We start from the raw sequence: 25,686 nt of genomic DNA, 5'->3' as shown, positions 1-25,686 counted from the left end.
TTTTTCAGTAACAGCAAAGACATGACGCTAATCGGCTTTTATAATGCGCTAAATTTTAGGGCAAATTTTCAATAACGGTGTGCGCTAGCAGCAATCAGCCGTATCGCCTCGACAGCCAGTGGGTTACCATCACTAAGCTATTTATCACGATGCTCCAGTGAGCTGAGAAAGCGCCATGTCAAACAGTACCCGTTCAAACGACAGTCTGATGGATCACTTTGTTGCCAAACCCTGTGCGGCGAGTGTTGATATTTTATATCAAGATGCAGACATGTTAGTGATCAACAAACCCAGTGGTTTATTCAGTTTATCGGGTAAAAACCCACTTAATTGGGATTCGGTGCATTACCGTTTAGTAAATGGTCAGCAGGGCATCAGCCCCGCATTTGCGCAAGCTAAATTGCCGCACCGCCTAGATTACGGCACTTCAGGTATAATGTTGGTGGCGCTAACAGAGCAGGCTACCCAGCATTTAAACCAACAGTTTCAAAAAAGAGCCGTGCAAAAACGCTATATGGCGATGCTAGACGGTTGGCTAACGGCGGACGAAGGCATGATTAGTGCGGCGATAGTCAAAGATAAACACGGTTTTGGGCGAGTCAGAATGTGTGCGGATACCGGTAAGGCCGCTCTGAGTCAATTTCGAGTGCTTAAACGGTTAAATGATCCACCGCGAAGCCTAGTGGCGTTTACGCCACACACCGGGCGAACCCACCAGTTACGCATTCATAGTCAGAGTATTGGTCATCCTATTTTAGGTTGTGATTTATATCACAACACACAAAGTGAGCAGATGGCTGAGCGTTTATTACTGCATGCCAGTGATATCGACTTTGAGCATCCCACACGCTTGCAGCCCATGCATTGGCATTGTCCAAGTCCATTTTAAGCGTGCATTAGGCCTGCTGCGGTAAGCAAATAAAATTTAGTCTTTGGTTAAGTTGAATTTCGCTAAAGATGCTTAATACTAAAACGACAAAATAACTTTGCCGATGAGAAAAAGCATGACGATGAACAAAATGGGGTGGTTGTGGACTTTGCTGTGGTTGGTCGCCTGTTCTGAGGCAAATAATACACAAAGTTTGGGCGAGCCGTCTGAACAGCCGCTAGCCATAAATGAAACCTACAGTGACGATTCGCCAACGGCGGATGAAAACACCCTATTAATAGATTGCCCTCATTTTACTGATTTATTTACGTTGTTGCCTAACGCCTTAAATGATGAAGCGATTAGCGAGCACTATTTGGATTGTGATGCGGTGTTACCTACAGCGACTTCAACTTTTATGAGTGCTGATCAACAGAGCGTTTGGACGTTTTCGGTAACGGCTTTAGGGCTGGATGTGATGCCCGCTTTGCAACGCTGGGATCGGGCTGAGGCGGATACCACTCAAAAAGCTTTTTTTAAAAAAGCGCTGCAAGCCAACATTGATTTGCAATTACAGCTTTATCGCAACTGCCTAAATTATTTAGAGCAGACGGGCTTACCGCTATGGCATGCTACTTATCAAGCTCACACCCCGCGTCATAGAATTTGTATTGGTAGTGATGCGCAAAAAGCTGAAGATGGGCTGTGGTTTGCTCGCGCGCTAACGCCCCGTTATTTATATACATTAAAAATTGAAGGGGCAAAAGCGGCGCAATTTACCACAGCAGAGGCTGCGGCTGAGTATATGGCAGAGCTATTTACATTGTTTCGCTAATCGTGGTGCGTCATGCACAAAAAAACAGGCAGCCGAAGCTGCCTGTTACTATTTTTCACATCTGCAAAAAATTATTCTGCTATTGACGCCCACAAGTCATATTCATCGGCTTCGTCTACTACTGCATCAATCAGATCGCCAGGTTTGACGTTAGTTAAACCGTTTAAATACACCGCACCATCAATTTCTGGCGCATCAGCAAAACTGCGGCCAATAGCGCCTTCTGCGTCAACTTCATCAATCAGTACTTTAATGGTTTTGCCCACTTTCGCTTGTAACCGCGCCGCACTAATCGCTTGTTGTTTTAACATAAAGCGATCGTAACGCTCGTCCATTACCGCTTGTGGCACAGGGTCTGCAAGCTCATTGGCTTTAGCACCTTCGACCGGGCTGTATTTAAAACAACCTACGCGATCAAGCTGCGCTTCATCTAACCAGTCAAGTAACATTTGGAAATCTTCTTCGGTTTCACCCGGGAAGCCGACAATAAAGGTTGAACGGATGGTCAGCTCTGGGCAGATTGCCCGCCATTTTTTAATGCGCTCTAATACACGTTCGGCTTGGCCTGGGCGCTTCATCAGTTTTAAGATGCGTGGGCTGGCATGTTGAAACGGGATATCTAAATAAGGTAACACCTTACCCTCAGCCATTAACGGGATAATATCGTCAACATGCGGGTAAGGATAAACGTAGTGCAAACGTACCCAAATGCCCATTTCACCAAGCGCTTCACACAGTGACTGCATCGAGGTTTTCACCGGTTGGCCATTCCAAAAGCCAGTGCGGTGTTTCACATCTACGCCATAAGCGCTGGTGTCTTGCGAGATGATCAGCAGCTCTTTTACGCCCGCATTTTTTAAGCGCTGCGCTTCATCTAACACTTCACCCACCGGCCGGCTGACTAAATCACCGCGCATTGATGGAATAATGCAGAAGGTACAGCGGTGATTACAACCTTCCGAAATTTTTAAATAGGCATAGTGTTTAGGGGTAAGTTTAACCCCGTGATCCGGTACCAGCATGGTGAAGGGATCGTATTTTGGCTTGGGTACAAACTCGTGAACTTGCTTTAACACGTTTTCATAACTGTGCGGCCCAGTAATGCCCAGCACGTTCGGGTGCACTTGACGAATTTCATCTTCGCGCGCGCCCAAACAGCCGGTGACAATCACATTACCGTTTTCGGCTAAAGCTTCGCCGATGGTTTCCAGTGACTCTTGTACGGCCGAATCAATAAAGCCGCAGGTGTTTACAATAACTAACTGGGCATCATCATAGCTGGGTACGATGTTATAACCTTCTGCTTTTAATTGCGTTAGGATCCGCTCAGAATCGACCAAGTTTTTTGGACAGCCTAAGCTCACAAAGCCAATGGTGTTATTGCCCTTGTGTGCGCTGCCGGCTTGCTCGGTCAGGCTTTTGCGAGGCGTATCGAGGGTCGTGGTTTGGCTTGGATCAAAGGTTTGAACAGTCATAGTGTCTCTTAGATTGGGCGTTGCCTGAAAAAAGTCGGCGGATTATACCTGATACGTAGCAAAGTTACAGGGGTTGCTGACCAAAAAATGAACACTGGTGTCAGTTATTGCAGCGGAAAATAAGGCGAAGCCGGCTTTATTGATGCGCAAAGGCGTTGCGGATGAAATAAGATCATACGGGCATCGCCCGCATGATCGAGGAGGGGGTGTTAAACTTTGTAAGGCATCGCGCCTAAATAGTCTTTTTTACCCACATCCACACCGTTATGGCGCAAAATGGCGTAAGCCGTGGTGATATGAAAATACAAATTAGGCAGTACATGTTGCATTAAAAATGCTTCACCGGTCAGGTATTTTCCTTCCCAACGTGGCTGGCTGACGTGCTGCGTGGCGGCGCTGGCAAAGTCGGCTTCTTTAAAGCTGGCTAAGTACGCGACAGTGTCATTGATGCGCTGCGTCAGTTGCTCAAGTGTACTTTCGTCATCGGCATGCTTAGGTGCATTTTCGACTTGGTTGGTCAAGCGCGCGGCACCGAGCTTAGCGGTATCACAGGCAATTTGTACTTGGCGGATCAACGGAAATTGGTCAGGCGCTAAACGCGCATTTAACAGCACGCTCATATCAATTTTTTTGCTAAGCGCATAAGCGCTGCTTTTGTCTAAGATGTGCTGTAAGTTATGCAACATTTTAGTGGCTTGGGTAATGCTCAATTGAAAATACATGGGGTTGGCCTCGGGCTGGGTTAATAATCAGTGTGATAGAACAGCTTAAATGGTCAGTTGGTATTGGTTGCGGTTTTGCCAATATCCGTCACGTTAGATGTGGCTGCACTATGCGGTGTTTTAGTGCGTTTAACAATGTTACGGTGTGATTTCTTTATTTGCCATCGGGGGTTGTGGTTTGGCAAATAAACACAAGTATAAAGTGATTATCTGGCGCTTTTAGCCATTTTCAACGATTGACAGCACAAAACAGCTGTAAATAGTGCTTGAGGTGCCTATTCCAAAATTTAACAAGCAATTCTTGAGATCTGGTTAATACTTAGCACTGTACTTTGCACTGTTGGATTTTTTTAGCACACAGGAGTTTTTATGATTAACGCATACGCTGCAATGAAAGCCCATGGCAAACTTGAACCTTGGCAATATGATCCAGGCGCATTAGCGCGCGATCAAGTCGAGATTGACGTGGATTATTGCGGCATCTGTCACTCTGACATTTCAATGTTAAATAATGAATGGGGTATGTCGAGTTACCCGCTGGTGGCTGGGCATGAAGTGGTGGGCCGCATTGCTGCGGTTGGCGCCGATGTGACCCACTTAAAAATAGGGCAAGTGGTCGGCTTAGGCTGGCATTCTGATTACTGTAAGGTCTGTAGCACCTGCGGTAGTGGCGATCACAACCTTTGCGCCAGTGCGCAAGGTACTATCGTAGCCCATCATGGTGGCTTTGCCGATAAAGTACGGGCCAATGCCAGTGCGGTGATCCCATTGCCAGAGGGCATGGATGCAAAAACCGCAGGCCCATTGTTTTGCGGTGGCATTACGGTGTTTAACCCGATGGTGCAGTTTGACGTGAAGCCAACCGATAAAGTGGCGGTTATTGGTATTGGTGGCTTAGGGCATTTGGGCTTGCAGTTTTTACGGGCTTGGGGCTGTGAAGTCACGGCTTTTACCTCGAGTGACAGTAAAGCCGCTGAAGCGAAAGAATTAGGTGCGCATCATTGCATTAATTCACGCAGCGCCGCAGACATTGAGCAAGCGGCCGGCAAGTTTGATTTTATTATTTCTACCGTCAATGTGAAGCTTGATTGGAACCTGTATTTAGGTACTTTAAAACCGAAAGGCCGTTTGCATTTTGTCGGCGCAACGCTAGAGCCGTTAGATTTGAATGTGTTTAGTTTGATTATGGCACAGCGTTCGGTATCAGGCTCACCGGTGGGAAGCCCTGCAACCATTGCTAAGATGCTCGATTTTGCCGTGCAACATGACATTAAACCGGTGGTTGAAACTTTTAAATTTAGTCAGATCAACGAAGCCTTAGCGCACCTCGAAAGTGGTAAAGCGCGTTATCGTATCGTGTTAGAACGTTAAGCCACTTTAACTTGCTGTTAAGCGGCTTACAACGAGCTTAACAGCAAGACTAACGCTGCGCCATGTTGGGCAGAAAACTGCGAACGCTGGCCATACAAATTAACGATGGCTGTCACATCTTGTTGTGCTTGATCAAAACTACGACGCAGCCCCATATGCCATTCAGGGAATTGCCGTTCAGTTACACCATGTTTAAAAATTAACCGCACATGATGATGCCGCTTATCCCGTTGGATCCGCGCATAGGTGAGCTCGACATCCCGTTTTGGCCCTTCAAGCAGTTGTAAGAAATGCTGCTCCGTGGCGAGCAGCAAACCGGTGATTTGGTGTAACCGATTATTACGTTCTGCTTGCTGATGAATTTCAGCAATACAGTCAGCGGTTATGTCCGTTTGGGCAGTACTGACATAGGCAAGTTGCAATAACGGTTGCTCTGGCATGCTGTTCTCAATTATCGGTATTTACGTTGCGCTTTGCGTTTACGCTCGGCTTCTCGCTCGGCTTTGTCTTTGGCTTTCGCCGCTTCATCGGCTTTGGCATCAATTTGCTCTTGGCTAACCATCTCTGGGGTTTCTAGCGTAATGGGGCCTAAGTTACCGGCGCGCAGTTCAGTGATCAGGATAGTACCGGCTTTCTCTAGATCGACAACGCCACCTTTGCGCATACAGCCACGACGAAGGCCAATCGCATCTAATAGCGCCAGATCATTTTCCGGTTGCTCGGTTAAATCAAAGCGCTGCATCACTGCAGCAGGGTAGGCTTGTAATAAATACTCTGCCGCAAACATGGCAATATCGGCATATTCAAATACCGTATCTTTGATGGCGCCGGTGACGGCTAAGCGATAGCCACAGGTAGGCGGGCTCAGTTTTGGCCATAAAAAGCCCGGCGTGTCGGTTAAAATCACATTGTTATCCAACTTAATACGCTGCTGTGTTTTGGTCACGCCGGCTTCGTTACCCGTTTTGGCGATGGTCCGCCCGGCAAGGGTATTAATTAACGTAGACTTACCGACGTTAGGTATCCCCATAATCATGGCACGAGCGCCTCGGATCTCCAGGTTACGCTCTGGCAGCATGTCATTACACAGCTGTAATAGGGCGCGAATATGTTCAGGATTTTGCTGACTGATCGGGATGGCTTTCACGCCGCTTTGACTGTCAAAGTGCTGAACCCAACGCTGGGTTAGCGCAGGATCGGCCAGATCGGCTTTGTTTAACACTTTAATACAGGGTGTATTACCGCGCAGTTGCGGCACCAGCGGGTTTTCACTAGAAAACGGAATACGGGCATCGAGCATTTCGATAATAATATCGACTTGCGGCATCACTTCGGCGATTTCTTTGCGGGCTTTGTGCATATGGCCCGGAAACCAGTTAATAGACATGACAGTTCCTTTGGCGTTAAAAACGCGCCAGTAATTCGCGACGGTAATCGGCTAAGTTGATGCTTAAGCCTGCCGCGTTCAGTTTATTTTGCAGTTTGTTGGCGGCCAAATTGAGCTCAGACATCATCAAGGTATTATCATCCAATTGCCACACGAGCTTAGATGCTTCGTAGCTGTACGCCAATATTAATAGCGCAATGACATCATTTTGTTCGGCGGCCGCGTCGATGGAGCGTTGCTTACGTTGGATTAAATTTAATTCGTGTTTCAGATCCCAAATGTAGGCCACATCATGAAAATAGGGATGCGTTTTTAAACGTTTCAAACTGAAACCGACCACTAAACAGCCGATCACCACACCACTAAAATTTAGCCAAAAATTTGAACCTGATCCGGTGGCGAACAGTGCGATCAGTAAGGTCGAGCTGCCTAAACTGATCAGTAACAATGCGATAATGCTTGAAATAGTGATGCGGTTTAGCCGTTGGCGATAGCGATGTTTTTCAATTACACGTAATTGCATGATGACTCGTTCATTTGTTAGCGGGGTTGAACCAACGACACGCCGCAGCCCGACAAAGGGGAAACTGCGGCGCATGCTAGGTTATGGCTGCGCGACTTCAGGCGGTTGATAACGGCGAATTTGCAGTATTATGCCTAATTTAGGATGATCCAGATAATGAATTTCGCCACTGATCACCCGCCGGCTTTGTTTCACATTGATACTTTGTAGGGCGCCATTATGCATTCTGCGCAGATTAAAGTCTGTATTGACAAACAGATAATGATCTAAATGCAGTTTAAATAAACCATCCAGTTGCCATACTTCCGTCGGTAAATTGGCCTGGTTTTGTACGTTGCTGCTATTGTCGATTGCCGCCGTGCTGGGTTGATCCAACGACACACCCGCGGCCAGTTGTTGGCGGCGGCTATTAATTTGTTCAAGCACGCTGGTCACGTCGCTGGCATTGGCCGCAGCTTGGGTGTCATTCACCGGGGTATCATGTTGCTCAGAGGTGATGGGCTGTCCCCAATAATCAAAACGCTGGCTGAAGTTTTCACCGGCAAACCAACGGCTGGGGATCGCTCGGCGCTCGGTGACAGGTGCTTGACGCCATACCGTATGCAACAGCACTTGTTGCTGGCGTTGTCGGCGCAGTTTAGCGACCACATCAGTTAAAGCAAAGGCTTCAGGCTCTGCTAAAAAGGGCACGCCTTGAAACTCACCGCGACCGGCTAAGGTATGGGGCAGCCGTGAGGGCCAAGGCACCTTATGGCTGAGCCATTTTTCAGGAAACAACGCCAGACGCTGCCAAGCCAACGGCTGGGTTTCCTGTTGGCACATCAGTTTATGGGGGGCCTGCCAATCGCTTGGAAACACACTGCTTGCTGCTGTATTTAGCGGTGCTGGGCTGCAATCTTCTAAAGCACTGACTAGCGGCTGAATAGTCGGATTATACAAAGGAGACACCAAATCAATAATGCGGCCCAAGCGAATTGGCGTAACCTGCTCGGGAAAATGTTCGCGTAATTGGCTATCGCCTGTGCGTTCAAAAACAATCAGTTCTACTTCAAACCAGCGCTCATTGGCTTGCAGCAGCATGGTGTTCAGTAACAGACATCCGGTCAGCAATAGCCGAACTTTCATGCGTTTCCTACCTTATGTTTGGTAAAGTCAGCCAACATCGAGCTGATGAGGCTGAGTCGATCTTTATGATCCTCTGCGGCAATACTAAAACGCAGTTTTTGCCCGCCTTCCAGTTTAAAGACGCGTGATTGGGTTTGGATCAACGTAATAATGTAACTTGGATTGACCAAGGTTTTCTCGGCGAATTCTACCACACCACCTTTGCTATTGGCTTCTATCCGTTTAATACCCAGTGCCTGTGCTTGCAATTTTAACTCAGCAACGGCCACTAAGTTTTTCGCCGCATCGGGTAATAATCCGAAACGGTCGATTAACTCGACCTGAACTTCATCGATCTCTTCTGGATTTTTGGCACTGGCCAGTTTTTTATAAAATGATAGCCGTAAATTGACATCAGGGATGTAGCTCTCTGGAAACAGCGCAGGCAGTTTTAAATCCATTTCAGTTTGTTGGCTGAGCATGGCTTCAAGGCTGGGTACTCGCCCAGCTTTTAAGGCTTGCACGGCTTCTTCGAGCATTTCCATATACAAACTAAAACCGACCGATTCAATTTGACCACTTTGCTCATCGCCTAATAACTCACCTGCGCCACGAATTTCTAAATCGTGCGTCGCTAAAGCAAAACCGGCACCCAAATCTTCTAAACTGGCGATGGCTTCTAAGCGTTTTTCGGCATCTTTAGATAAACGCTTGGGCGGCGGGGTCATTAAATAGGCATAGGCCTGGTGATGGGAGCGGCCAACCCGACCCCGCAATTGATGTAACTGCGCCAAGCCAAAGTTATCCGCACGGTTAATAATAATGGTATTGGCTGTGGGCACATCGATGCCGGTTTCGATAATAGTGGAGCACAGTAACACGTTAAAACGCTGATGATAAAAATCAGCCATAATTTGTTCGAGCTCGCGTTCACGTAGCTGACCATGGGCAATGGCGATATTCGCTTCAGGGATCAGCTCTTGTAAATCGGCTGCCATTTTTTCGATAGAGGCAACATCATTGTGTAAAAAGTAGACCTGACCACCCCGTAAGATCTCGCGCATCACCGCTTCGCGTAGCAAGCCGTTTTCGTACTCGCGCACAAAGGTTTTCACGGCTAAACGCCGCGCGGGTGGGGTGGCGATAATCGACAGATCACGCATGCCCGACATAGACATATTCAGGGTACGCGGAATGGGCGTGGCGGTTAAGGTTAAAATATCAATGTTGGCGCGTAGCGCTTTAATTTTCTCTTTTTGGCGTACACCAAAACGGTGTTCTTCATCGACAATCAGCAGGCCTAAATCGTGCAGTTTAATATCATCTTGCAGCAGCTTGTGCGTACCAATCACAATATCAACTTTACCGTTACTGACATCTTCTAAAATGGCTTTTTGGGCTTTCGGGCTAACAAAACGAGACAGTACCTCAACTCGCACCGGCCAGTTAGCAAAACGATCTTTAAAGTTTTCAAAATGTTGTTGTGCAAGTAAGGTAGTTGGTACCAACAAAGCCACTTGCTTACCGCCGTTAACCGCGACAAAGGCAGCGCGCATAGCCACTTCGGTTTTACCAAAGCCGACATCACCACACACTAGGCGATCCATCGGTTGCGGTTGCTGCATATCCTGCAATACAGCGTTAATGGCGTCGAGCTGATCGGCTGTTTCTTCAAACGGGAAGCTGTCGGCAAAGGCCGCATAGTCATTTTCATCCAGTTTAAATGCATGGCCCTGATGAGCGGCACGCTGCGCATAGACATCGAGTAATTCTGCTGCAACATCACGCACCTTCTCAGCAGCCTTACGGCGGGCTTTTTCCCAAGTATCGTTACCGAGTTTGTGCAAGGGGGCATGTTCGGCATCGCTGCCTGAGTAACGACTTAACAGATGCAGTGATGACACCGGTACATACAGTTTGCTACTACCGGCATATTCAATGGTCACAAACTCAGCACTAATGCCATTGGCATCCAACACCTGCAAGCCTTGATAGCGGCCAATACCATGTTGTAAATGCACAATAGGTTGACCCAGGCTTAATTCGGCCAGATTACGAATGATGGTATCGGAAGAAATTTGCTGGCTTTTCTTACGACGCCTACGCTGGCTAATTTTTTGGCCAAATAGCTCGTTTTCGCTGATCAGGGCCAGCGGCGGGGTGGTGTTAACGAAGGTACCTTGATCTAGGGTTCCGACCAACACGGCAATATCTTGCTGTTGCGTTAAAAACTGCGCCAAGCTGCTGGTTTGCGGTAGATGCACGGCAGCCTTGTGCAGCAGCTGCAATAAACTTTCACGACGACCTTCACTTTCCACTAAAAATAGCGCACGGCCTTGCTGCTTTTTTAGCGCCGTTAAAAAGTTTAAAAGGGCTTCTAACGGATTTTTCAGCTGATGATTAATATTAAGATCAGGCAGGTTAGCAATCGGCGCATTAATGTGCCCATTTTTAAGCGGTAACTCTGCACGGCTTAAACGTAACCTAGGGTAAGCTTTTAGCGCGGCAAACAGCTCATCGGTGGCTAAATACAATTCGGTAGGTTGTAAAATGGGCCGCAGTAAATCAATGGCGCGATCTTGATAGCGACGTTTTAACTCTAGCCAAAACTGATTGGCACTGTGCTCGATATCACCACAGGTTAAAATATGTGAGTTAGCCGGTAAGTAACTGAATAAACTTGAGGTATCTTCAGCAAATAGCGGTAAATAATATTCAATACCGGCCGGTAAAATACCTTGGGTGACTTGCTGATATAAAGATTCTTTTTCATTGCGAGCGGCAAAGCGTTCGCGATAACGCAAACGAAAGCGTTCAATCGCTGCCTTGTCGGTTGGAAACTCATGTGCCGGCAAGAGCGAAATCTGTTTCACTTTATCTAAACTGCGCTGCGTGTCAGGATCAAAGGTGCGAATGGCATCCACTTCATTATCAAAAAAGTCGATGCGATAAGGCTGCGTTGCGCCCATCGGATACAAGTCTAGTAAAGAGCCACGAACAGAGAACTCGCCATGCTCCATAACTTGATCGACATGTCGATAGCCCACCGCGGCCAATTGCTGCTTAAAAGCACTTAAATCGGTTTGTTGTTGCTCGGCCAGAATAAAACTGTGTTGCTCTAAATGGGCACGGCCAGCAATTTTCAATAACAAGGTACTTACCGGCACTATCACTAAGGCATGACTGAGCCGCGGCAATTGATACAGCGTGGTTAAACGCTGAGAAATAATGTCCTGATGCGGCGAAAACATATCATAGGGCAGGGTTTCCCAATCGGGCAGCGTGAGAATGGGGCACTTGGCGGGGTCAAGAAAGACCGTTAACTCTTGCTCTAAGCGCATCGCTGCGGGGGTGTCTTGTACCACTAAGACACAGACGCCTTGTTGCTGTGTGACATAGCTGCTGATGGCTAGAGGTAAGGCAGCGCCAGTCAGTTGGCCCCATGCTTGCTGATCAGTAGCGCCGCGTAATTGCGGTATCGAAGGAAAAACACTCATTGAATTATAAACTCGTATCCTGATTAATCGCGTTGGCTGTTACAGTGATTTGGCGCTGCTAGTTCAGCGCTGCTCCGCTTTTAATTTTAATTGTCGGGCTTGCTGCTGCAAACTGGCGCGTACTAGCAGTTCGCGATCTTCATCGCGGATCAGTTTAAACACCACCTTGATCAGATAGCCATCTGTGGTTTGCTCAGCGCTTAATACTTGACCAAAACAAAAAACCGCCCCAGCATTGTCAGCAAGAAATAACTTCACTTCAACTGCTTGCAGTGCTGGCATGGCGCGATCTGTTTTAAAGGTGAGGCCAGCACCGCCGTAGCTTTGCGTATGATGGCGATACGCCGCAACATCTTGTTGTTGTAAAACGTAATGCAGCAGCAAATCGAGCTTTTTTGCTTGCTGTTGCAAGTAATTCGCTAACTCTTCGGCTAATTCACCGACGCGTTGTAACGAGCGCAGTGCATTCATATTCAGTTGGCCCACATTCCCAGCTAACAAAAAAGGCTCGGGGATGGCCGCCGTAAAGTCTGCTTCGCTTGGCAGAGGCGTACTCAGTGGTATCACATTAATGGCAATGCGATGCTCAACTTTGAAATACTGTTGAAAATCTTCGGCTAGGCTGTCCAGTTCAGAGCTCATCTGGGTTCTCCCCCGTTGGTGCTTGTCATTGCACCGAATTATCACTATTATCGGCACCACTTTTGCGCTAATTTATCATCTAACCTAGGTAAAGTCCTGAAAATTCACATGCACCTTCCAGTCAGCCTGTTTATTGGCTTACGTTATAGCCAAAGTCGCAAGGGTAATGCCTTTATTTCGTTTATCACCCTATTTTCTGTTGCCGGTATTTTACTTGGGGTGATGGCATTAACCATTGTCAGTTCGGTGATGAACGGCTTTGAGGCGGAATTAAAGCGTCGCATCTTAGGCGTGGTGCCCCATCTTATTGTGCAAGCGCCCCAAGGGGATACCCGCTGGCAACAACGCTTACAACAACAAGTCAAGGTGTTGGATATTACGCCATTTCTGCAAACTGAAGCCTTAGTGCAAGCGCCTCGGCAGTTAACAGCTGTGATGCTGCAAGGCTTAACACCTGAGCAGTTACCGCAGTTTTTAAAACAATCTTTAGCACTGGGCGATTGGCAAACATTAAGCGAGCAGCGTTATAGCATGATGCTCGGCCGCGGTTTAGCCGAACAGCTGGATGTGCATTTAGGGCAACAAATTCGGGTACTATTAGCGCAAGGTGGCAGCCATACTCCCTTAGGCTGGATGCCACGCCAGCGCTTATTTACCGTCGCCGGAATTATTGATACCGGCTCTGAAGTGGATAGTGTTATCGCGATCACGGCGCAAGAAGATTTAATGCGGTTATTGCCGGTGGCCGAGCGCACGCCGAGTTGGCGGGTCAGTTTATTAGAGCCTTTTCAAGCGCCGTTGTTAGCAGAGCAATTATCGGCTGATACGCAGATAAGTTCAGTGCAAGATTGGCGGCAGAGCCATGGCAAATTATTTGCGGCAGTGGCCATGGAGAAAGCCATGATGTGGCTGATGTTATTGCTGATTGTCGCTGTGGCGGCCTTTAACATTGTGTCAGCTTTAGTGATGATGGTTACCGAGAAACAAGCAGAAGTGGCGATTTTAAAAACGCAAGGCATGACTGACCGCGCGCTATTTTTTGTGTTTGCTATACAAGGTTTATTTAACGGGTTGCTCGGTGCTGTGCTTGGTGTGATGGCTGGCGTGTTAGTCAGTTGGCAGCTTAATGCGTTATTAGATCTGTTCAATTTCCAAGTTGCAGGCGGTATTCAATTACCTGTGTTAATGGATGCCAGCCAAATTGCCACCATCTTCATTAGTGCTATTGGCTTAACCTTGCTCGCCGTGTTGTATCCAGCTTGGCGTGCGGTAAAAATTAATCCGGCGGAAGTATTACGCGATGAATAATGTTCTTGAAGCCTCTCAAATTTGTAAAAGTTACCGTGATGGCCAGCAGGTCACCGAGGTGTTGCATCAGGTTAATTTAACCATTGCCAAAGCACAAATGGTGGCCATTGTTGGCAGTTCAGGCTCGGGCAAGAGTACCTTATTGCATATTTTAGGCACTTTAGATACGCCAGACAGTGGCAATGTGCAGATCGCTGGGCAACAGATTGCTAAGCTTAGCGCCAATCAAAAAGCCAGCTTGCGTAATGAAAAACTGGGTTTTATTTATCAGTTCCACCATTTATTAATGGATTTTACGGCGGTTGAAAACGTGGCCATGCCCTTACTGATCCGTGGGCAAGCCCCTGTCGAAGCGAATGCCGCCGCCACCGCTTTGCTAAGCCGAGTGGGCTTGGCGCATCGTTTAACCCATAAGCCGTCTGAATTAAGCGGCGGCGAGCGGCAACGCGTTGCTATTGCTCGGGCATTGGTGACTAAACCCGCTCTAATTTTAGCCGATGAGCCCACCGGTAATTTAGATCAGCAAACCGCAGAGTCTATTTATCAATTGTTACGTGAGCTTAATCGTGAATTTGCCACCAGTTTTGTGGTGGTGACCCATGATCGTGCCTTAGCGGCTCGCTTAGACAAACACTATTTGATGACAGATGGTCGTTTGGAGCCTGCGCCATGAATGCTCTCGTTTGGCAACTGGCGCGACGTTATCGTAATACTCGCCATACCAGTGGCTTTATTCGCTTTATTTCGGCTTCATCGACCTGGGGTATTGGCTTAGGCGTGGCGATTTTAATTTTAGCGCTGTCGGTGATGAATGGTTTTGAGCAGGCACTAAAACAGCGTTTGTTGGCGGTGATCCCGCATGTTGAATTAGAGTCAGTGGAAAATAACTTACAGCAATGGCAAAGCAAGCTACCGCGCTTAAGCGCTGTAGAAGGCGTAATAGCGGGCGCACCTTATATTAAAGCCAACGGCATGCTACGTGCGGGCAGCCAAATTAAAGCGGTACAGCTGCGCGGTATTGATTTGCAACTTGAACAGCAACTCAGTGACTTTGCCACTTACTTACAAAGCGGCAGCCTAGAGACCTTGGCGGCAGAGCAAGTTGTGTTAGGCAGCGGTATTGCCGCAGCACTGGGTTTGCAGGTCGGTGATAATGTGCAATTAATGCTACCTCGTTTTACCGATGATGGTCGTTTAGCCAGTTATTCTAATCGGGTGCTGAGTGTCAGTGCCATTATTGCGGTGGGCGGGCAACTCGATTATAGCCAAGCGTGGCTGGGTTTGGATGCATTAGCCGATTTTTTAGCTATGCCAGAAGACACCGTACACGGTTTAGCCTTTCGTTTAGACGATATCTTTGCGGCACCGGCCATGGCACGGCAACTCGGGCAGTTGTCGGATGATTATGTCTATCTACTCGATTGGTTTCGTAGCCAAGGCCATGTTTATCAAGATATTCAAATGGTGCGCGCCATCTTATATTTGGTGTTGTCGCTGGTGATCGCCGTGGCCTGCTTTAATATTGTCGCGACCTTGGTGATGGCTGTGCGGGAAAAAGAATCGGATATTGCCATTTTGCTGACCATGGGCATGCGACCGGCGGCATTAATTAAAACCTTTATGTTGTTAGGCTGGCTAAATGGTTTGGTTGGCACCTTAGGCGGGGCTGTTGTTGGCGTGTTACTGGCACATTACATTGAGCCGATCTTTGCTTTTGTAACCTCGACACTTGGCAAATCGTTATTAGATCCGAGCATCTACTTTATCGATTACGTGCCGTCGTTATTGCTGTGGCAGGATGTGGTCGTTACGGTGCTGTTGGCATTGGGCTTAAGTTTATTATCGACGCTGTATCCGGCATTTCGTGCAAGTAGGGTGCAACCGGCAAACGTGCTGGGGCAACGATAACATCCCCCGTTGTGTTCTATTCAAGCTTTTTAGTGACTCTCTGCCTAAAGCAACGCTAATTAAGCCATTAGTTTTGTTTTAGGCGATTTTTATGCCGTAACAAGCGCGCGAGCTTTTCTTTCTTTACCGATAAACGCCATAACCAGTCAATGGCAAAATAGCCAACAATGCTGGCGGTAATGCCCATTAATAAACAGCCGGTCAGTAAAGGTTTGCCGATGGTTTGCATGCTATGCCACAACCAGCCGAGCGAAGCTTCAAAAGCAAAGGGCTCGGCAGGCGCTTTAAGTACTACACTGCCAATTAAATAACTGAGATACAGCATTACCGGCATGGTGAGCGGGTTTGAAATCCACACTAACGCCACACTTAACGGTAAGTTAACGCGTAAAGGCACGGCCATCAGCGCCGAGAATAGCATTTGAAAAGGGAAGGGCATCCAGGCCCAAAAAAGACCGACAGCAAAAGCGCCGCGCGCAGAGCGGCGGTTTAAGTGCCATAAATTACCATCGTGCAGCATCGAACCGAACAGATTTAATAATTTCATCTGCTTGATTTTTTCTGGAGATGGTAAATATTTCTTAATAGTCTTCTTTGGCATTACAACCTATTTACGAAAAGTAAACATGCAACACTTTTGCACAGGTGTATTAGCTGGCTGCCTATTGTCGTTATTTTTACCGCTTCCGCCAGCTTTTTTTCAATATATTTTTCTAGCGGCTTTTCTAGTCAGCTGCCGCTTTCGGCTGTTTTTTTTAGCCGGTTGCAGCGCGTTTATAGTCAGTTGGCATTGGCAGTTGTCTGCATACTGGCAGGCACAGAATACGTTGTTAAACTCAGCAAGCAGCTATCATGATGTGCGGATCGTCAGTTGGACCGATCACGGCACCGGTGATTTGACAGTGAAACTGCAACTACAGCAAAGCTCATATGATCAGTATCTGCTCTCTGTGCGCTGGCGACAAGCCCCAAGCCTCGAAAATAATCAACTTTGGCGTTTACCGTTAAAATTGCGACCAGTAGCACAGAGTTGGACTCCACTGTCTCGGCCTCGTTCGCTGCAAGCCTTATTGCAAGGTGTGATTGGCGAGGGATATGTGTTGCCAGAGCAGCCGGTCATCTTATTACAGGCCCCTGCGTCAGCCAGAGAAACCATCATTACCCAGCTAAAAACGTCGACTGCATCCCTTAGCAGTGCGCCACTGCTGTTAGCGTTAACAGTAGCAGAGCGACAATTTGATGCGCAATTGTGGCAAGGGATCCGGCACAGTGGCTTGGGACATATTTTAACTATCTCGGGTTTACACCTTGGCTTGGTCTATGGTTGGAGCCTGTTGTTATTTAGCGGGGTGCTACGCCTTAGCCCCTGGCGCTTTAAAGTGGAGCTGGCTTTATTACTCAGTGTGTTACCGGTCATAGGCTATGGCTGGTTGGCTGGTTTTACCATCCCAACATTACGCGCGGCCGTGGCATTGGCTATTTTTGTGCTGAGCCGATTATTACTGCGCCCCTTAGCCAAGCATCAAGCGTGGTTGCTGTTATTGGCATTATTGCTCCTGGCCAATCCGTTGTGGTTACTCAGTTATAGTTTTTGGTTGTCGATGTTAGCCGTAGGCTGCATTGTGTTACTGCTATGGTGCTTAGCTCCTGCAGCGCCACAGCGCTGGGCAAAATTACGTTACTGGTTGCGGTTTCAATTAGCATTAACCTTGTTAATGTCATTTATTAGCATGGCTTTTTTCTCGGGTGTGAGTGTCTTATCCATTCTCTCTAATCTGTTGTTTGTGCCTTGGTGTACGTTGCTCGCGATCCCGTTTTTATTGATCACGGTCTGTTGGAGCTTGGCGGGCTTGCCTTATGTTCAATGGTTTTGGCAGTTAACCGATGTGTTGTTTATTCCCTTAATGACATGGTTAGAGTGGAGTGCCTCTCAAGCAGTGTGGTGGAGTTTACCTAAGCTTTCCCCCCTGACGGCGTTATTACTGGCCGGGGCTTTAGCATTGCTGCTAGCCTGCCGTGTAAAGGGCTCTCTGTGGCTGTTATGGCTTACTGTGGTGGTATTAATGGTCTGTTTGCCGGTGAATGTTTACCCGCAATTACAGCTAATCGATAGCGGGCAGCGCACGGTATTATTATTACAGCAACCTCATAACGCCATTTTATATTTAGATGCCCCTGCGACACAGCTGGAAGGGCTGGTTCGCCAGCAGGTATTACCTTTGTTACAGCAACAACGGTTGCGGCAATTGGGGCCGGTCATTATACCGGCACTTGAGCGAGAAATGGCGCCGGCTATGGCGTTAATTCAACACGCTTATCCAATGGCAAAATTTTACAGTGCGGTAGCGACATTACCAGAAGTGCAGACCTGTACTCAATTAGTTGCAGCTTATCCTGACATTGGCTTTCGGCATTGGTTGTTAGCTAAAGCCGATCCCTGTGTGCTCAGTGTTAATATGGCAGGCTGGCAACTGTTGTTGCCGGGTAAGTTGCAACAGGCTCAAGAGCGGGCATTATTGCAGCAGTATGCTGATTTAACCGCGGATATTTATTTACTGGCAGATTATGGGCGCGCTAACGCTAATTCATTAGCTTTTTTACAAGCTTTAGCGCCACGGCAATTGCTATTAGCGGCCAACGCACAAGGGCCCTATACTTATCCACAAGCTGCCGTGCAACAACGGATTAACTTATTGAATTTACCGCTGTATCATACTGGGTTACAAGGCAGCTTGCAGATTGAATTTACGGCTGAAAAACTGCGCATTCGCCAAGAAAATAGAGAAAAACACTACCCTTGGGCAGAAAAGCCGACAGCAATAGCTGAAACCTCTGCCTCAACACGTTAGAATAGCCAGATGATAACGATAAAAGGTTTAGAATTTTGCAGACAGAGCAAACAACGTCAGCGGCGGTTTATCGTCGGTTACTCAGCTATTTAAAACCCTACCGCTTAGGTTTTGTTGCCGCCATTATCGGTATGGTGGGGTATTCAGCGGTGGATGCGGGCTTTATTGCTTCGGTACAGCCGTTTATTGACCGCGGCATTCAAGAAAAAGATACCGAATTTTTACGCCTAGCGCCTTTAGTGGTCATTTTGATGTTTATCTTGCGTGGCATTTTTCACTTTACCGCAACCTATTGTATTAGTTGGGTAGGTAATCAAATTGTCAAAGATATGCGACAGCAATTATTCAGCCATATGATGCGTTTACCGGTGAGCTTTCATGATAAACATTCTACCGGTGAGCTGATCTCTAAAATCACCTATGACTCAGAGCAAATCAAGCAATCGCTCACCAAAGCCCTTATCGTGTTGGTGCGTGATGGTGCCTTGGTACTGGGTTTAATTGGTGTAATGTTTTGGTATAGCTGGCAGCTCTCGTTAATCTTCTTTTTAATTGCACCGGTGATCGCCGTTATTGTTAGCTTTGTCTCGAAACGCTTTCGTAAGTTAAGCCATAAAATTCAACATGCGATGGGCGGCGTAACGACCGCTTCTGAACAGATGCTCAATGGGCATAAAGTGATTTTAGCCTTTGGTGGCCAAGCGATTGAAGATGCGCGTTTTGAAGAAGTGAATAATCAAACTCGCTTACAAGGCGTGAAAATGGATGCCACCTCGGCCATTAGTTCTGGTGTGATCCAACTGATCGCCTCTTTTGCCTTGGCTTTTGTGGTGTTTATGGCCAGTCAACCGGAAATGCTTGATACCTTAACCGCCGGTATTTTCTCTGCCATTGTCACGTCGATGGTCATGCTGTTAAAGCCGCTAAAACAATTAACCACGGTAAATAGCGAGTTTCAACGCGGCTTAGCCGCCGCTGCCAGTATTTTTCGAGTTATGGATGAAGCCGCGGAGCGGGAAACGGGAACCATTGAATTAAAGCAGGCCAAAGGCGACATCGAGTTTAAACATGTCACCTTTAACTATCCTGGCCATCAGCAGCAGGTTCTCGACGATGTGTCGTTTCACGTGCCTGCAGGTAAAACGGTGGCGTTAGTGGGGCGTTCAGGCAGTGGTAAAACCACCATCTCCAGTTTATTACCGCGTTTTTATGAGGTAGCGCAGGGCGAGATTTTAGTGGATGGTCAAAACATTCAATTGTATAGCCGCAGTTCTCTACGTCATCAAATCGCCGTAGTTTCACAACATGTGATGCTGTTTAACGATTCAATCGCCAATAACATTTGTTACGGTATGGCAGAGCCGGTCAGTCGCGAGCAATTATTGGCGGTTGCCGAGCAAGCCCACGTGATGGAATTTGCTAAGAAGATGCCAGAGGGCCTCGATACACAAATTGGTGAAAATGGCGTCAGTTTATCTGGTGGTCAGCGCCAACGTATTGCCATTGCTCGCGCGTTATTACGCCAAGCGCCAGTACTGATTTTAGATGAAGCCACCTCGGCTTTGGATACAGAATCTGAACGCAAGATCCAAGCCGCTCTTGACGTACTGTTAAAAGGGCGCACCAGTATTGTGATTGCCCACCGCTTATCAACCATTGAAAATGCCGACAGCATTATTGTGATGGATCAAGGTCGTATTTTAGAGCAGGGCACACACGCCGAATTATTAGCGCGTGATGGCGTTTATGCTTCGTTACATAAATTGCAGTTCGGCTCTGAAAAATGACCGCACTGGAGCGTGGCTGGTATCAAGGTCGATGGTGGTGTTATTTACTGGCGCCATTTAGCCTGTTGTTTTGGTTATTGTCGATCTTGCGCCGCGCGTTATTTCGCCTGGGCATTAAACGCCATTATCGTTTACCGGTGCCGGTTATTGTTGTCGGCAATATTACCGTTGGCGGTACGGGCAAAACGCCGTTTACGTTATGGTTATGCCAGTTATTGCGCGAGCAGGGCTTTACCCCAGGCATTATTAGTCGGGGCTATGGCGTAAAATTAACGGCGCCACGTTTAGTTACCGCTAACTGCATGGCAAATCAGGTGGGGGATGAGCCACTCTTATTAGCTCAGCGCAGCGGCTGTCCGGTGGTCGTTTTTCCGGATCGTGTTAGCGCCGGCCAGCATTTGCTGTCACGTTGCCCAGACGTCGACATTATTATCTCTGATGATGGCCTACAGCATTATCGGTTAGCGCGCGATCTAGAAATTGTGCTGATTGACGGTCAGCGTGTTCTGGGGAATGGCTGGTTACTTCCAGCCGGCCCTTTGCGCGAGTTGCCTTCTCGTTTAGCCTCAGTGGATTTTACGGTGGCAAACAGTGGGCCATTAGACGGTGTTGATGGCCACATGACGCTAGCCGTTGTTGCTGCGCGGCCCCTTTTGGCTGAGCAACCGGCGTTAGCGGTGTCGACACCGGTTCAGTTAGTGGCGGCAATTGGCAATCCAGCACGTTTTGCTCGTTCGGCGCAAGAGGCCGGTTTTAACATTGCAGGGCAGCATTTCTTTGCCGATCACCATCCTTTTAGCCCTGACGATTTTACCGATTTGACACTCCCGCTGTTAATGACGGAAAAAGATGCGGTAAAATGTCGGTCTTTTGCCAAAAGCGGTTGGTACTATTTAGCCGTTCAGGCGCGGTTAGATCCCCAATTTACTGAGCAACTAAGCAAAAAACTTAACTTATTACGGAGTCAATATGGCCATGAATCTGGCATTGATTGATATTTTGGCCTGCCCGGTATGTAAGGGTAAATTAAAATATGACAAAACAGGCGAGCGCTTGATCTGCACCTTTGATCAACTGGCTTATCGTTTAAGCAATAATATCCCGGTGTTACTGGCGAATGAAGCAACGCCATTAAGCTCAGAAGAGTGTGAAAAATGGCGTTCATAGTCGTTATTCCTGCTCGCTACGCCAGCTCTCGCTTACCGGGTAAGCCGTTAGCGGATATTGCAGGTCAAAGCATGATTGAGCGTGTGTATCGACAAGCGATACAAAGCGGTGCCGAGCGCGTGCTGGTTGCGACCGATGATCAGCGCGTTGCCGCTGCAGTGCGCCAGTTTGGCGGTGAAGTGTGCATGACGGCGGCCAGTCATAATTCTGGTACGGAACGCTTGGCCGAAGTGGTCACTCAATTAGGTTTAGCTGCAGATGATATCGTGGTGAATGTGCAGGGTGATGAGCCTTTTATTCCACCGCAAATTATTCGTCAGGTAGCAGAGAATTTAGCGCTGCAACAAAAAGCTCGGATGGCCACTTTAGCCGTGCCGCTGCATGATCTTGCCGAGCTGAAAAATCCAAATGTGGTGAAAGTGGTAACCGATCATGCCGGTTACGCCTTATATTTTAGTCGTTCAGCCATTCCGTTTGACCGTGACGATCGTTACCGTGATGCCCTTGCAATACATTATCGGCGGCATATCGGCTTATATGCGTATCGTGCGGGTTTTATTGCCGACTACGTGGCGTGGCCAACATCAACCCTGGAACAAATTGAAGCGTTAGAGCAGTTACGAGTGCTCTGGCAAGGTGAAGCCATTCATGTGGCGACAGCGATAGAAACGCCGGCGGTCGGCGTTGATACCGCAGAAGATCTGGCGCGAGCCATTGCTTTTGCCACTCAACAACATGTTTAAACCACTGACTATCGTCGATAGTACCGCAGATTTTGTGGTTATTAATAAACCCGCAGGTTTAAGCTTTCATTCGGAAGAGGGGCCGGGGGTAGTGGCCATTGCCGAGCAACAGTTAGGCGAAAAGTTGTTTGCGGTGCATCGATTAGATAAAGTCACCTCGGGTTTATTGCTGTTGGCGCGCAATGCTGTTGCAGCAGCAGAATTTACCCAATTATTTAGTCGTCGGCAAATCCAGAAATGTTACTTGGCGTTAAGTGCAGTACGGCCTAACAAAAAACAAGGTTGGGTGAAAGGTGCCATGCAGCCTGGCCGGCGCGGCGGTTGGAAGTTAACGTCGGCACAACAGGCTTTAGCGGCCACGTATTTTGTTAGTCAGGGCTTTGAAAACTTACCGTTTCGCGCTTATTTACTGCGGCCTTATACCGGTAAAACACATCAATTACGCGTGGCGTTAAAAAGTCAGGGTGCACCTATCCTAGGCGATAGCTTATATGGTGCTGCAGAGGCCGACCGCGTTTATCTGCATGCCTATGCCTTGGCGTTTCGTTTTGCTGGCATAGACTATCAATATCAATTATTACCCGATAGCGGTGAGCAGTTTCTGGCGTTAGTGCATCACGGATTACCCGGATCGTGGCTAACACCATGGCAATATGCTTGGCCCGCGGCACCTAGCTTGCCGTTTGAGCGTTAACAGGAAGAAGTATGTCAGATTTTAATACGCGTTTTGCTGGCATTGCGCGTTTATATGGTCAGCAGGCCTTAGCAAAATTTCAGCGATCACATGTGGTGGTGATCGGTATTGGTGGCGTCGGAAGCTGGGCTTGTGAAGCTTTAGCGCGCTCAGGGATCGGTGAGTTAACGCTAATCGATTTAGATGATGTGTGTATAAGTAATATCAATCGGCAAGCGCATGCGCTGACCGACACGGTCGGCCAAGACAAAGTGGCGGTGATGGCTGAGCGGATTTTACAAATTAATCCAGAGTGTAAAGTGAATCAAGTCGCTGATTTTATTGCCCCGGATAACTTAGCGACCCTGTTACCGGCTAACGCAGACTATGTGTTAGATGCGATTGATGCTGTTAAAGCAAAGGTCGCATTAATTGCATGGTGCAAACGCAATAAAATGCCACTGATCACAACCGGTGGGGCCGGTGGGCAATTGGATCCAACGCAAATTCAATTGGCTGATTTAACCTTAGCCTATAATGACCCGTTGTTGGCGAAAGTACGCAATATGCTCAGGCGCGATCATCAGTTTACCCGTAATCCTAAGCGGCGTTTTGGAGTGGATTGCGTGTTTTCTACTGAACAATTACGTTATCCACAAGCCGACGGCAGTATTTGCCAACAAAAACCCGATAATACAGGCAGTATGCGCTTAGATTGTAGTGGCGGTTTTGGCGCCGCTATGGTGGTTACGGCAACCTTTGGTTTGGCCGCCGTGTCGCGAATTTTAATCAAGTTGCAGCAAAAAGCCGCCGTTTAATGGGCGGCGACCACGTCTTTTATTCGATTGACCATCGCATTTAAGCCATTGCCTCGCGATTGGCTTAAATAGGGTTTCAAATTCAAACTATCAAAGCTGCGTTGTAAATCCAGTGTAGAGATTTCTTGCCGCGTCAGGCCATTAACAAAGCATAACATGATGGCCAGTAACCCTTTGACGATGCGGGCATCGCTGTCTAACACAAAAAAGTGTTGTTCGGTGCGGCTATCATAGTAGTGCAGTAACCAAGCCCGACTTTCGCAGCCTTTAACTAGCCACTCATTTTGGCGCATTTTTTCTGGGATCGGCGGTAATTTTTTACCTAATTGCATCAATAAACGATACTTACTTTGCCAATCTTGGGGTTGTTGTAACTGTGGCAAATCCTGTTGCCGGATAGCCGTAAGGGCTGTCGCAGTATCCGTAATAAGTTGTGCCATGGTCATACCGTAAGGATCTCCACTGCCTGAGCCAATGCCGCTAAACATTGCTCAACTTCGGTTAACTGATTATAAGGTGCAAAAGCGAAACGCAGCGCGCCTGGCGCGGCTAATTGTTCAAATAAGGGCATAGCACAATGACTGCCCGCGCGCACAGCAATGTGTTGTTCGTTCAGCAATGCCGCGACATCGGCAGGGTGTTCACCTTGAATGTTCAAGGTCACAATACCGGCATTATCGTGGCGAGACGATAACAATTGAATGCCAGGGATATGCTGTAAACCATTATGAAAAGCCTTTAATAACAGGCCTTTATAACTGTTTATTTGCTGAGCGTCAAACCCACTAATAAATTTAATGGCCTGAGCAAGGCCCAGCGCACCCGCAATATGCGGGGTACCCGCTTCTAAACGGGCGGGTAGGCTGTTAAAGCGACTGCCACTAAAGCTAACATGTTCAATCATTTCACCGCCGCCCTGTAACGGTGTCAGTCGTTCTAAGTATGCCCGCTTGCCATACAACACACCGATCCCGGTTGGGCCATATAACTTATGCGCTGAGAAACAGTAAAAGTCGGCAGGCAATTTTTGTACATCGGGTCGTTGCCAAGCAATGCCTTGAGCGCCATCGACGATGGTAATGGCCCCGGCTGCTTTTGCGTCGCTTAACATCTGTGCTAAAGGCAAAACATTGCCAAGTGCATTAGATACTTGAGTAAGACTGACAATTTTTGGCTTGCGGTCTAACAGTGTTTGATAGGCGGCTTGGTCAAGTTGTTTATCAACGGTCAATGGGATCACATCAATGATAACCCCGTGCCGCTGACAATGCAGTTGCCAAGGTACGATATTCGCGTGATGTTCTAAGGCCGAGATTAAAATGCGATCACCGGCTTGCAATACGGTATGCATTAAACCAAAGGCTAATTGGTTAAACGCCGCCGTGGTACCACTGGTAAAGACAATTTCGGCTGGCTCGGCGGCATTAATAAACTGCTGTACTGTGCGTCTTGCCTCTTCAAATTGGCTTGTTGCCTGTTGGCTTAACTGATGCGTTCCGCGATGCACATTGCTATTATCATGCTGATAAAACTGTACCAGGCTATCAATGACGACCTGAGGTTTGTGCGTAGTTGCTGCGTTATCAAGGTAGATCCAAGCGGGTTGTTCACGAAAAAAAGGGAACTGTTGACGAAAAGCGGCGGCATCAAACACAGACATGTCGGGAAGCTCAAGACAAAAACAAGGCGGCTATTATGCCTAAAGCCACCCCTTTTAGCGAGAAGCACCTTTTATTGAGCCTAATAAAAGCGTCATTACTCAGGCGTGTTGGCGATTTCGGCTGGTTTTTGCTGCATGAGGCTAAGGTAAAAAGAATTAAAATAGCCGAGGTTACTTTACAATGATGAGCGAATTTACCGCGATAACAATGAAAAAAGCGGCCAATGGCTAATGCCGGTCAGTTAAGCTGGCCGGCATTTTTCTTTCGGACAGGGTATTTCTGCTTACTCGACTTTAGGCAGCGAGGATAACATCGCTCTCGGCGTCCAGGTAGTAAGAAGTAGGACGC

General features: G+C 47.7%; 24 protein-coding genes. 13 read left to right on the top strand and 11 right to left on the bottom strand.

The genetic code is table 11. From position 1 onward, the window contains the following. Positions 1–175 precede the first annotated feature (175 nt). Positions 176–889 (top strand): RluA family pseudouridine synthase, encoded by a 714-nt coding sequence (locus LMJ53_RS00120; protein ID WP_229584231.1) that lies wholly within the window; start codon positions 176–178, stop codon positions 887–889. 115 nt (positions 890–1,004) lie between these two features. Continuing rightward, entirely contained in the window at positions 1,005–1,703 is a 699-nt protein-coding gene (locus LMJ53_RS00115; RefSeq protein ID WP_229584230.1) for a hypothetical protein, read from the top strand. Between the two features lie 71 nt (positions 1,704–1,774). Here the strand turns inward: LMJ53_RS00115 and rimO are convergent, their stop codons facing one another. Continuing rightward, positions 1,775–3,178, bottom strand: coding sequence for a 30S ribosomal protein S12 methylthiotransferase RimO (gene rimO, locus LMJ53_RS00110; RefSeq protein WP_229584229.1), 1,404 nt, complete (start codon positions 3,176–3,178; stop codon positions 1,775–1,777). 209 nt (positions 3,179–3,387) lie between these two features. Then, positions 3,388–3,900 carry a DUF1993 domain-containing protein gene (locus tag LMJ53_RS00105; RefSeq protein ID WP_229584228.1) on the bottom strand — a complete coding sequence of 171 codons (513 nt, stop codon included), beginning with the start codon at positions 3,898–3,900 and terminating at the stop codon, positions 3,388–3,390. A 369-nt stretch (positions 3,901–4,269) separates the two neighbouring features. On the opposite strand from LMJ53_RS00105, the gene ahr reads away from it, so the two are divergent. Continuing rightward, the gene (gene ahr / locus LMJ53_RS00100) at positions 4,270–5,271 is read left to right on the top strand and encodes an NADPH-dependent aldehyde reductase Ahr (RefSeq protein WP_229584227.1); all 1,002 of its coding nucleotides are present in this window, start codon (positions 4,270–4,272) and stop codon (positions 5,269–5,271) included. Positions 5,272–5,297: 26 nt separating this feature from the next. Here the strand turns inward: ahr and LMJ53_RS00095 are convergent, their stop codons facing one another. The 6 genes from LMJ53_RS00095 to LMJ53_RS00070 all read right to left on the bottom strand — a co-directional run bounded on the left by LMJ53_RS00095 (position 5,298) and on the right by LMJ53_RS00070 (position 12,424). Further along, entirely contained in the window at positions 5,298–5,711 is a 414-nt protein-coding gene (locus tag LMJ53_RS00095; protein WP_229584226.1) for a BLUF domain-containing protein, read from the bottom strand. Between the two features lie 11 nt (positions 5,712–5,722). Further along, positions 5,723–6,658, bottom strand: a complete 936-nt coding sequence (gene ylqF / locus LMJ53_RS00090) for a ribosome biogenesis GTPase YlqF (protein WP_229584225.1) — start codon at positions 6,656–6,658, stop codon at positions 5,723–5,725. Between the two features lie 16 nt (positions 6,659–6,674). Then, a complete protein-coding gene (locus tag LMJ53_RS00085) occupies positions 6,675–7,181 on the bottom strand; it encodes a DUF3087 family protein (RefSeq protein ID WP_229584224.1) in 507 nt (168 codons plus the stop codon). Between the two features lie 81 nt (positions 7,182–7,262). Next, positions 7,263–8,306: a CsiV family protein gene (locus LMJ53_RS00080; RefSeq protein ID WP_229584223.1), complete on the bottom strand. Its 1,044-nt coding sequence runs from the start codon at positions 8,304–8,306 to the stop codon at positions 7,263–7,265. After that, complete coding sequence (mfd, locus tag LMJ53_RS00075; protein ID WP_229584222.1) at positions 8,303–11,782, bottom strand: transcription-repair coupling factor; 3,480 nt, start codon at positions 11,780–11,782, stop codon at positions 8,303–8,305. Before mfd ends, LMJ53_RS00080 begins: the two co-directional genes overlap by 4 nt. Positions 11,783–11,845: 63 nt before the next feature. Further along, positions 11,846–12,424: a PilZ domain-containing protein gene (locus LMJ53_RS00070; RefSeq protein WP_229584221.1), complete on the bottom strand. Its 579-nt coding sequence runs from the start codon at positions 12,422–12,424 to the stop codon at positions 11,846–11,848. Positions 12,425–12,532: 108 nt separating this feature from the next. On the opposite strand from LMJ53_RS00070, the gene LMJ53_RS00065 reads away from it, so the two are divergent. Genes LMJ53_RS00065 through LMJ53_RS00055 form a run of 3 tightly spaced genes read left to right on the top strand, consistent with a single transcriptional unit; the run spans position 12,533 to position 15,640 of the window. Next, positions 12,533–13,732, top strand: a complete 1,200-nt coding sequence (locus LMJ53_RS00065; RefSeq protein ID WP_229584220.1) for a lipoprotein-releasing ABC transporter permease subunit — start codon at positions 12,533–12,535, stop codon at positions 13,730–13,732. Next, on the top strand, positions 13,725–14,405 hold the full coding sequence (gene lolD, locus LMJ53_RS00060; protein WP_229584219.1) for a lipoprotein-releasing ABC transporter ATP-binding protein LolD: 681 nt from the start codon (positions 13,725–13,727) through the stop codon (positions 14,403–14,405). Before LMJ53_RS00065 ends, lolD begins: the two co-directional genes overlap by 8 nt. Then, on the top strand, positions 14,402–15,640 hold the full coding sequence (locus tag LMJ53_RS00055) for a lipoprotein-releasing ABC transporter permease subunit (RefSeq protein WP_229584218.1): 1,239 nt from the start codon (positions 14,402–14,404) through the stop codon (positions 15,638–15,640). The genes lolD and LMJ53_RS00055 overlap by 4 nt, the downstream gene beginning before the upstream one ends. 67 nt (positions 15,641–15,707) lie before the next feature. On the opposite strand, the gene LMJ53_RS00050 is transcribed toward LMJ53_RS00055, so the two are convergent. Further along, on the bottom strand, positions 15,708–16,241 hold the full coding sequence (locus LMJ53_RS00050) for a DUF2062 domain-containing protein (RefSeq protein ID WP_229584217.1): 534 nt from the start codon (positions 16,239–16,241) through the stop codon (positions 15,708–15,710). 196 nt (positions 16,242–16,437) lie between these two features. On the opposite strand from LMJ53_RS00050, the gene LMJ53_RS00045 reads away from it, so the two are divergent. The 7 genes from LMJ53_RS00045 to tcdA are packed head-to-tail and all read left to right on the top strand — an operon-like array spanning position 16,438 to position 23,677. Next, the gene (locus tag LMJ53_RS00045) at positions 16,438–18,489 is read left to right on the top strand and encodes a ComEC/Rec2 family competence protein (protein WP_229584216.1); all 2,052 of its coding nucleotides are present in this window, start codon (positions 16,438–16,440) and stop codon (positions 18,487–18,489) included. Between the two features lie 35 nt (positions 18,490–18,524). After that, positions 18,525–20,276 (top strand): lipid A export permease/ATP-binding protein MsbA, encoded by a 1,752-nt coding sequence (gene msbA / locus LMJ53_RS00040; protein ID WP_229584215.1) that lies wholly within the window; start codon positions 18,525–18,527, stop codon positions 20,274–20,276. After that, complete coding sequence (gene lpxK / locus LMJ53_RS00035; protein ID WP_229584214.1) at positions 20,273–21,271, top strand: tetraacyldisaccharide 4'-kinase; 999 nt, start codon at positions 20,273–20,275, stop codon at positions 21,269–21,271. Before msbA ends, lpxK begins: the two co-directional genes overlap by 4 nt. Beyond that, positions 21,252–21,443, top strand: coding sequence for a Trm112 family protein (locus LMJ53_RS00030; RefSeq protein WP_229584572.1), 192 nt, complete (start codon positions 21,252–21,254; stop codon positions 21,441–21,443). Before lpxK ends, LMJ53_RS00030 begins: the two co-directional genes overlap by 20 nt. After that, on the top strand, positions 21,431–22,186 hold the full coding sequence (gene kdsB, locus LMJ53_RS00025; RefSeq protein WP_229584213.1) for a 3-deoxy-manno-octulosonate cytidylyltransferase: 756 nt from the start codon (positions 21,431–21,433) through the stop codon (positions 22,184–22,186). Before LMJ53_RS00030 ends, kdsB begins: the two co-directional genes overlap by 13 nt. Further along, positions 22,179–22,880: a pseudouridine synthase gene (locus tag LMJ53_RS00020; protein ID WP_229584212.1), complete on the top strand. Its 702-nt coding sequence runs from the start codon at positions 22,179–22,181 to the stop codon at positions 22,878–22,880. The genes kdsB and LMJ53_RS00020 overlap by 8 nt, the downstream gene beginning before the upstream one ends. 11 nt (positions 22,881–22,891) lie before the next feature. Then, positions 22,892–23,677 carry a tRNA cyclic N6-threonylcarbamoyladenosine(37) synthase TcdA gene (tcdA, locus tag LMJ53_RS00015; RefSeq protein ID WP_229584211.1) on the top strand — a complete coding sequence of 262 codons (786 nt, stop codon included), beginning with the start codon at positions 22,892–22,894 and terminating at the stop codon, positions 23,675–23,677. On the opposite strand, the gene LMJ53_RS00010 is transcribed toward tcdA, so the two are convergent. After that, the gene (locus LMJ53_RS00010) at positions 23,674–24,117 is read right to left on the bottom strand and encodes a SufE family protein (RefSeq protein ID WP_226750018.1); all 444 of its coding nucleotides are present in this window, start codon (positions 24,115–24,117) and stop codon (positions 23,674–23,676) included. The two genes, tcdA and LMJ53_RS00010, sit on opposite strands and share 4 nt — an antisense overlap. A 2-nt stretch (positions 24,118–24,119) precedes the next feature. Continuing rightward, positions 24,120–25,337 carry an aminotransferase class V-fold PLP-dependent enzyme gene (locus LMJ53_RS00005; RefSeq protein ID WP_229584210.1) on the bottom strand — a complete coding sequence of 406 codons (1,218 nt, stop codon included), beginning with the start codon at positions 25,335–25,337 and terminating at the stop codon, positions 24,120–24,122. Between the last annotated feature and the right edge of the window lie 349 nt (positions 25,338–25,686).

The sequence above is a fragment of the Rheinheimera sp. UJ51 genome (assembly GCF_020819615.1).
GTDB classification, from domain to species: Bacteria; Pseudomonadota; Gammaproteobacteria; order Enterobacterales; family Alteromonadaceae; genus Alishewanella; species Alishewanella maricola.
Note: the sequence above shows the minus strand (reverse complement) of the source record. Positions and strands in the feature narration are given on the sequence as shown.

Bases quoted from the DNA above. Each gene is read 5' to 3' on its own strand.
- LMJ53_RS00120 (WP_229584231.1), top strand. From the start codon at position 176: ATGTCAAACAGTACCCGTTCAAACGACAGTCTGATGGATCACTTTGTT.
- LMJ53_RS00115 (WP_229584230.1), top strand. From the start codon at position 1,005: ATGACGATGAACAAAATGGGGTGGTTGTGGACTTTGCTGTGGTTGGTC.
- rimO (WP_229584229.1), bottom strand. From the start codon at position 3,178: ATGACTGTTCAAACCTTTGATCCAAGCCAAACCACGACCCTCGATACG.
- LMJ53_RS00105 (WP_229584228.1), bottom strand. From the start codon at position 3,900: ATGTATTTTCAATTGAGCATTACCCAAGCCACTAAAATGTTGCATAAC.
- ahr (WP_229584227.1), top strand. From the start codon at position 4,270: ATGATTAACGCATACGCTGCAATGAAAGCCCATGGCAAACTTGAACCT.
- LMJ53_RS00095 (WP_229584226.1), bottom strand. From the start codon at position 5,711: ATGCCAGAGCAACCGTTATTGCAACTTGCCTATGTCAGTACTGCCCAA.
- ylqF (WP_229584225.1), bottom strand. From the start codon at position 6,658: ATGTCTATTAACTGGTTTCCGGGCCATATGCACAAAGCCCGCAAAGAA.
- LMJ53_RS00085 (WP_229584224.1), bottom strand. From the start codon at position 7,181: ATGCAATTACGTGTAATTGAAAAACATCGCTATCGCCAACGGCTAAAC.
- LMJ53_RS00080 (WP_229584223.1), bottom strand. From the start codon at position 8,306: ATGAAAGTTCGGCTATTGCTGACCGGATGTCTGTTACTGAACACCATG.
- mfd (WP_229584222.1), bottom strand. From the start codon at position 11,782: ATGAGTGTTTTTCCTTCGATACCGCAATTACGCGGCGCTACTGATCAG.
- LMJ53_RS00070 (WP_229584221.1), bottom strand. From the start codon at position 12,424: ATGAGCTCTGAACTGGACAGCCTAGCCGAAGATTTTCAACAGTATTTC.
- LMJ53_RS00065 (WP_229584220.1), top strand. From the start codon at position 12,533: ATGCACCTTCCAGTCAGCCTGTTTATTGGCTTACGTTATAGCCAAAGT.
- lolD (WP_229584219.1), top strand. From the start codon at position 13,725: ATGAATAATGTTCTTGAAGCCTCTCAAATTTGTAAAAGTTACCGTGAT.
- LMJ53_RS00055 (WP_229584218.1), top strand. From the start codon at position 14,402: ATGAATGCTCTCGTTTGGCAACTGGCGCGACGTTATCGTAATACTCGC.
- LMJ53_RS00050 (WP_229584217.1), bottom strand. From the start codon at position 16,241: ATGCCAAAGAAGACTATTAAGAAATATTTACCATCTCCAGAAAAAATC.
- lpxK (WP_229584214.1), top strand. From the start codon at position 20,273: ATGACCGCACTGGAGCGTGGCTGGTATCAAGGTCGATGGTGGTGTTAT.
- LMJ53_RS00030 (WP_229584572.1), top strand. From the start codon at position 21,252: ATGAATCTGGCATTGATTGATATTTTGGCCTGCCCGGTATGTAAGGGT.
- kdsB (WP_229584213.1), top strand. From the start codon at position 21,431: ATGGCGTTCATAGTCGTTATTCCTGCTCGCTACGCCAGCTCTCGCTTA.
- LMJ53_RS00020 (WP_229584212.1), top strand. From the start codon at position 22,179: ATGTTTAAACCACTGACTATCGTCGATAGTACCGCAGATTTTGTGGTT.
- tcdA (WP_229584211.1), top strand. From the start codon at position 22,892: ATGTCAGATTTTAATACGCGTTTTGCTGGCATTGCGCGTTTATATGGT.
- LMJ53_RS00010 (WP_226750018.1), bottom strand. From the start codon at position 24,117: ATGGCACAACTTATTACGGATACTGCGACAGCCCTTACGGCTATCCGG.
- LMJ53_RS00005 (WP_229584210.1), bottom strand. From the start codon at position 25,337: ATGTCTGTGTTTGATGCCGCCGCTTTTCGTCAACAGTTCCCTTTTTTT.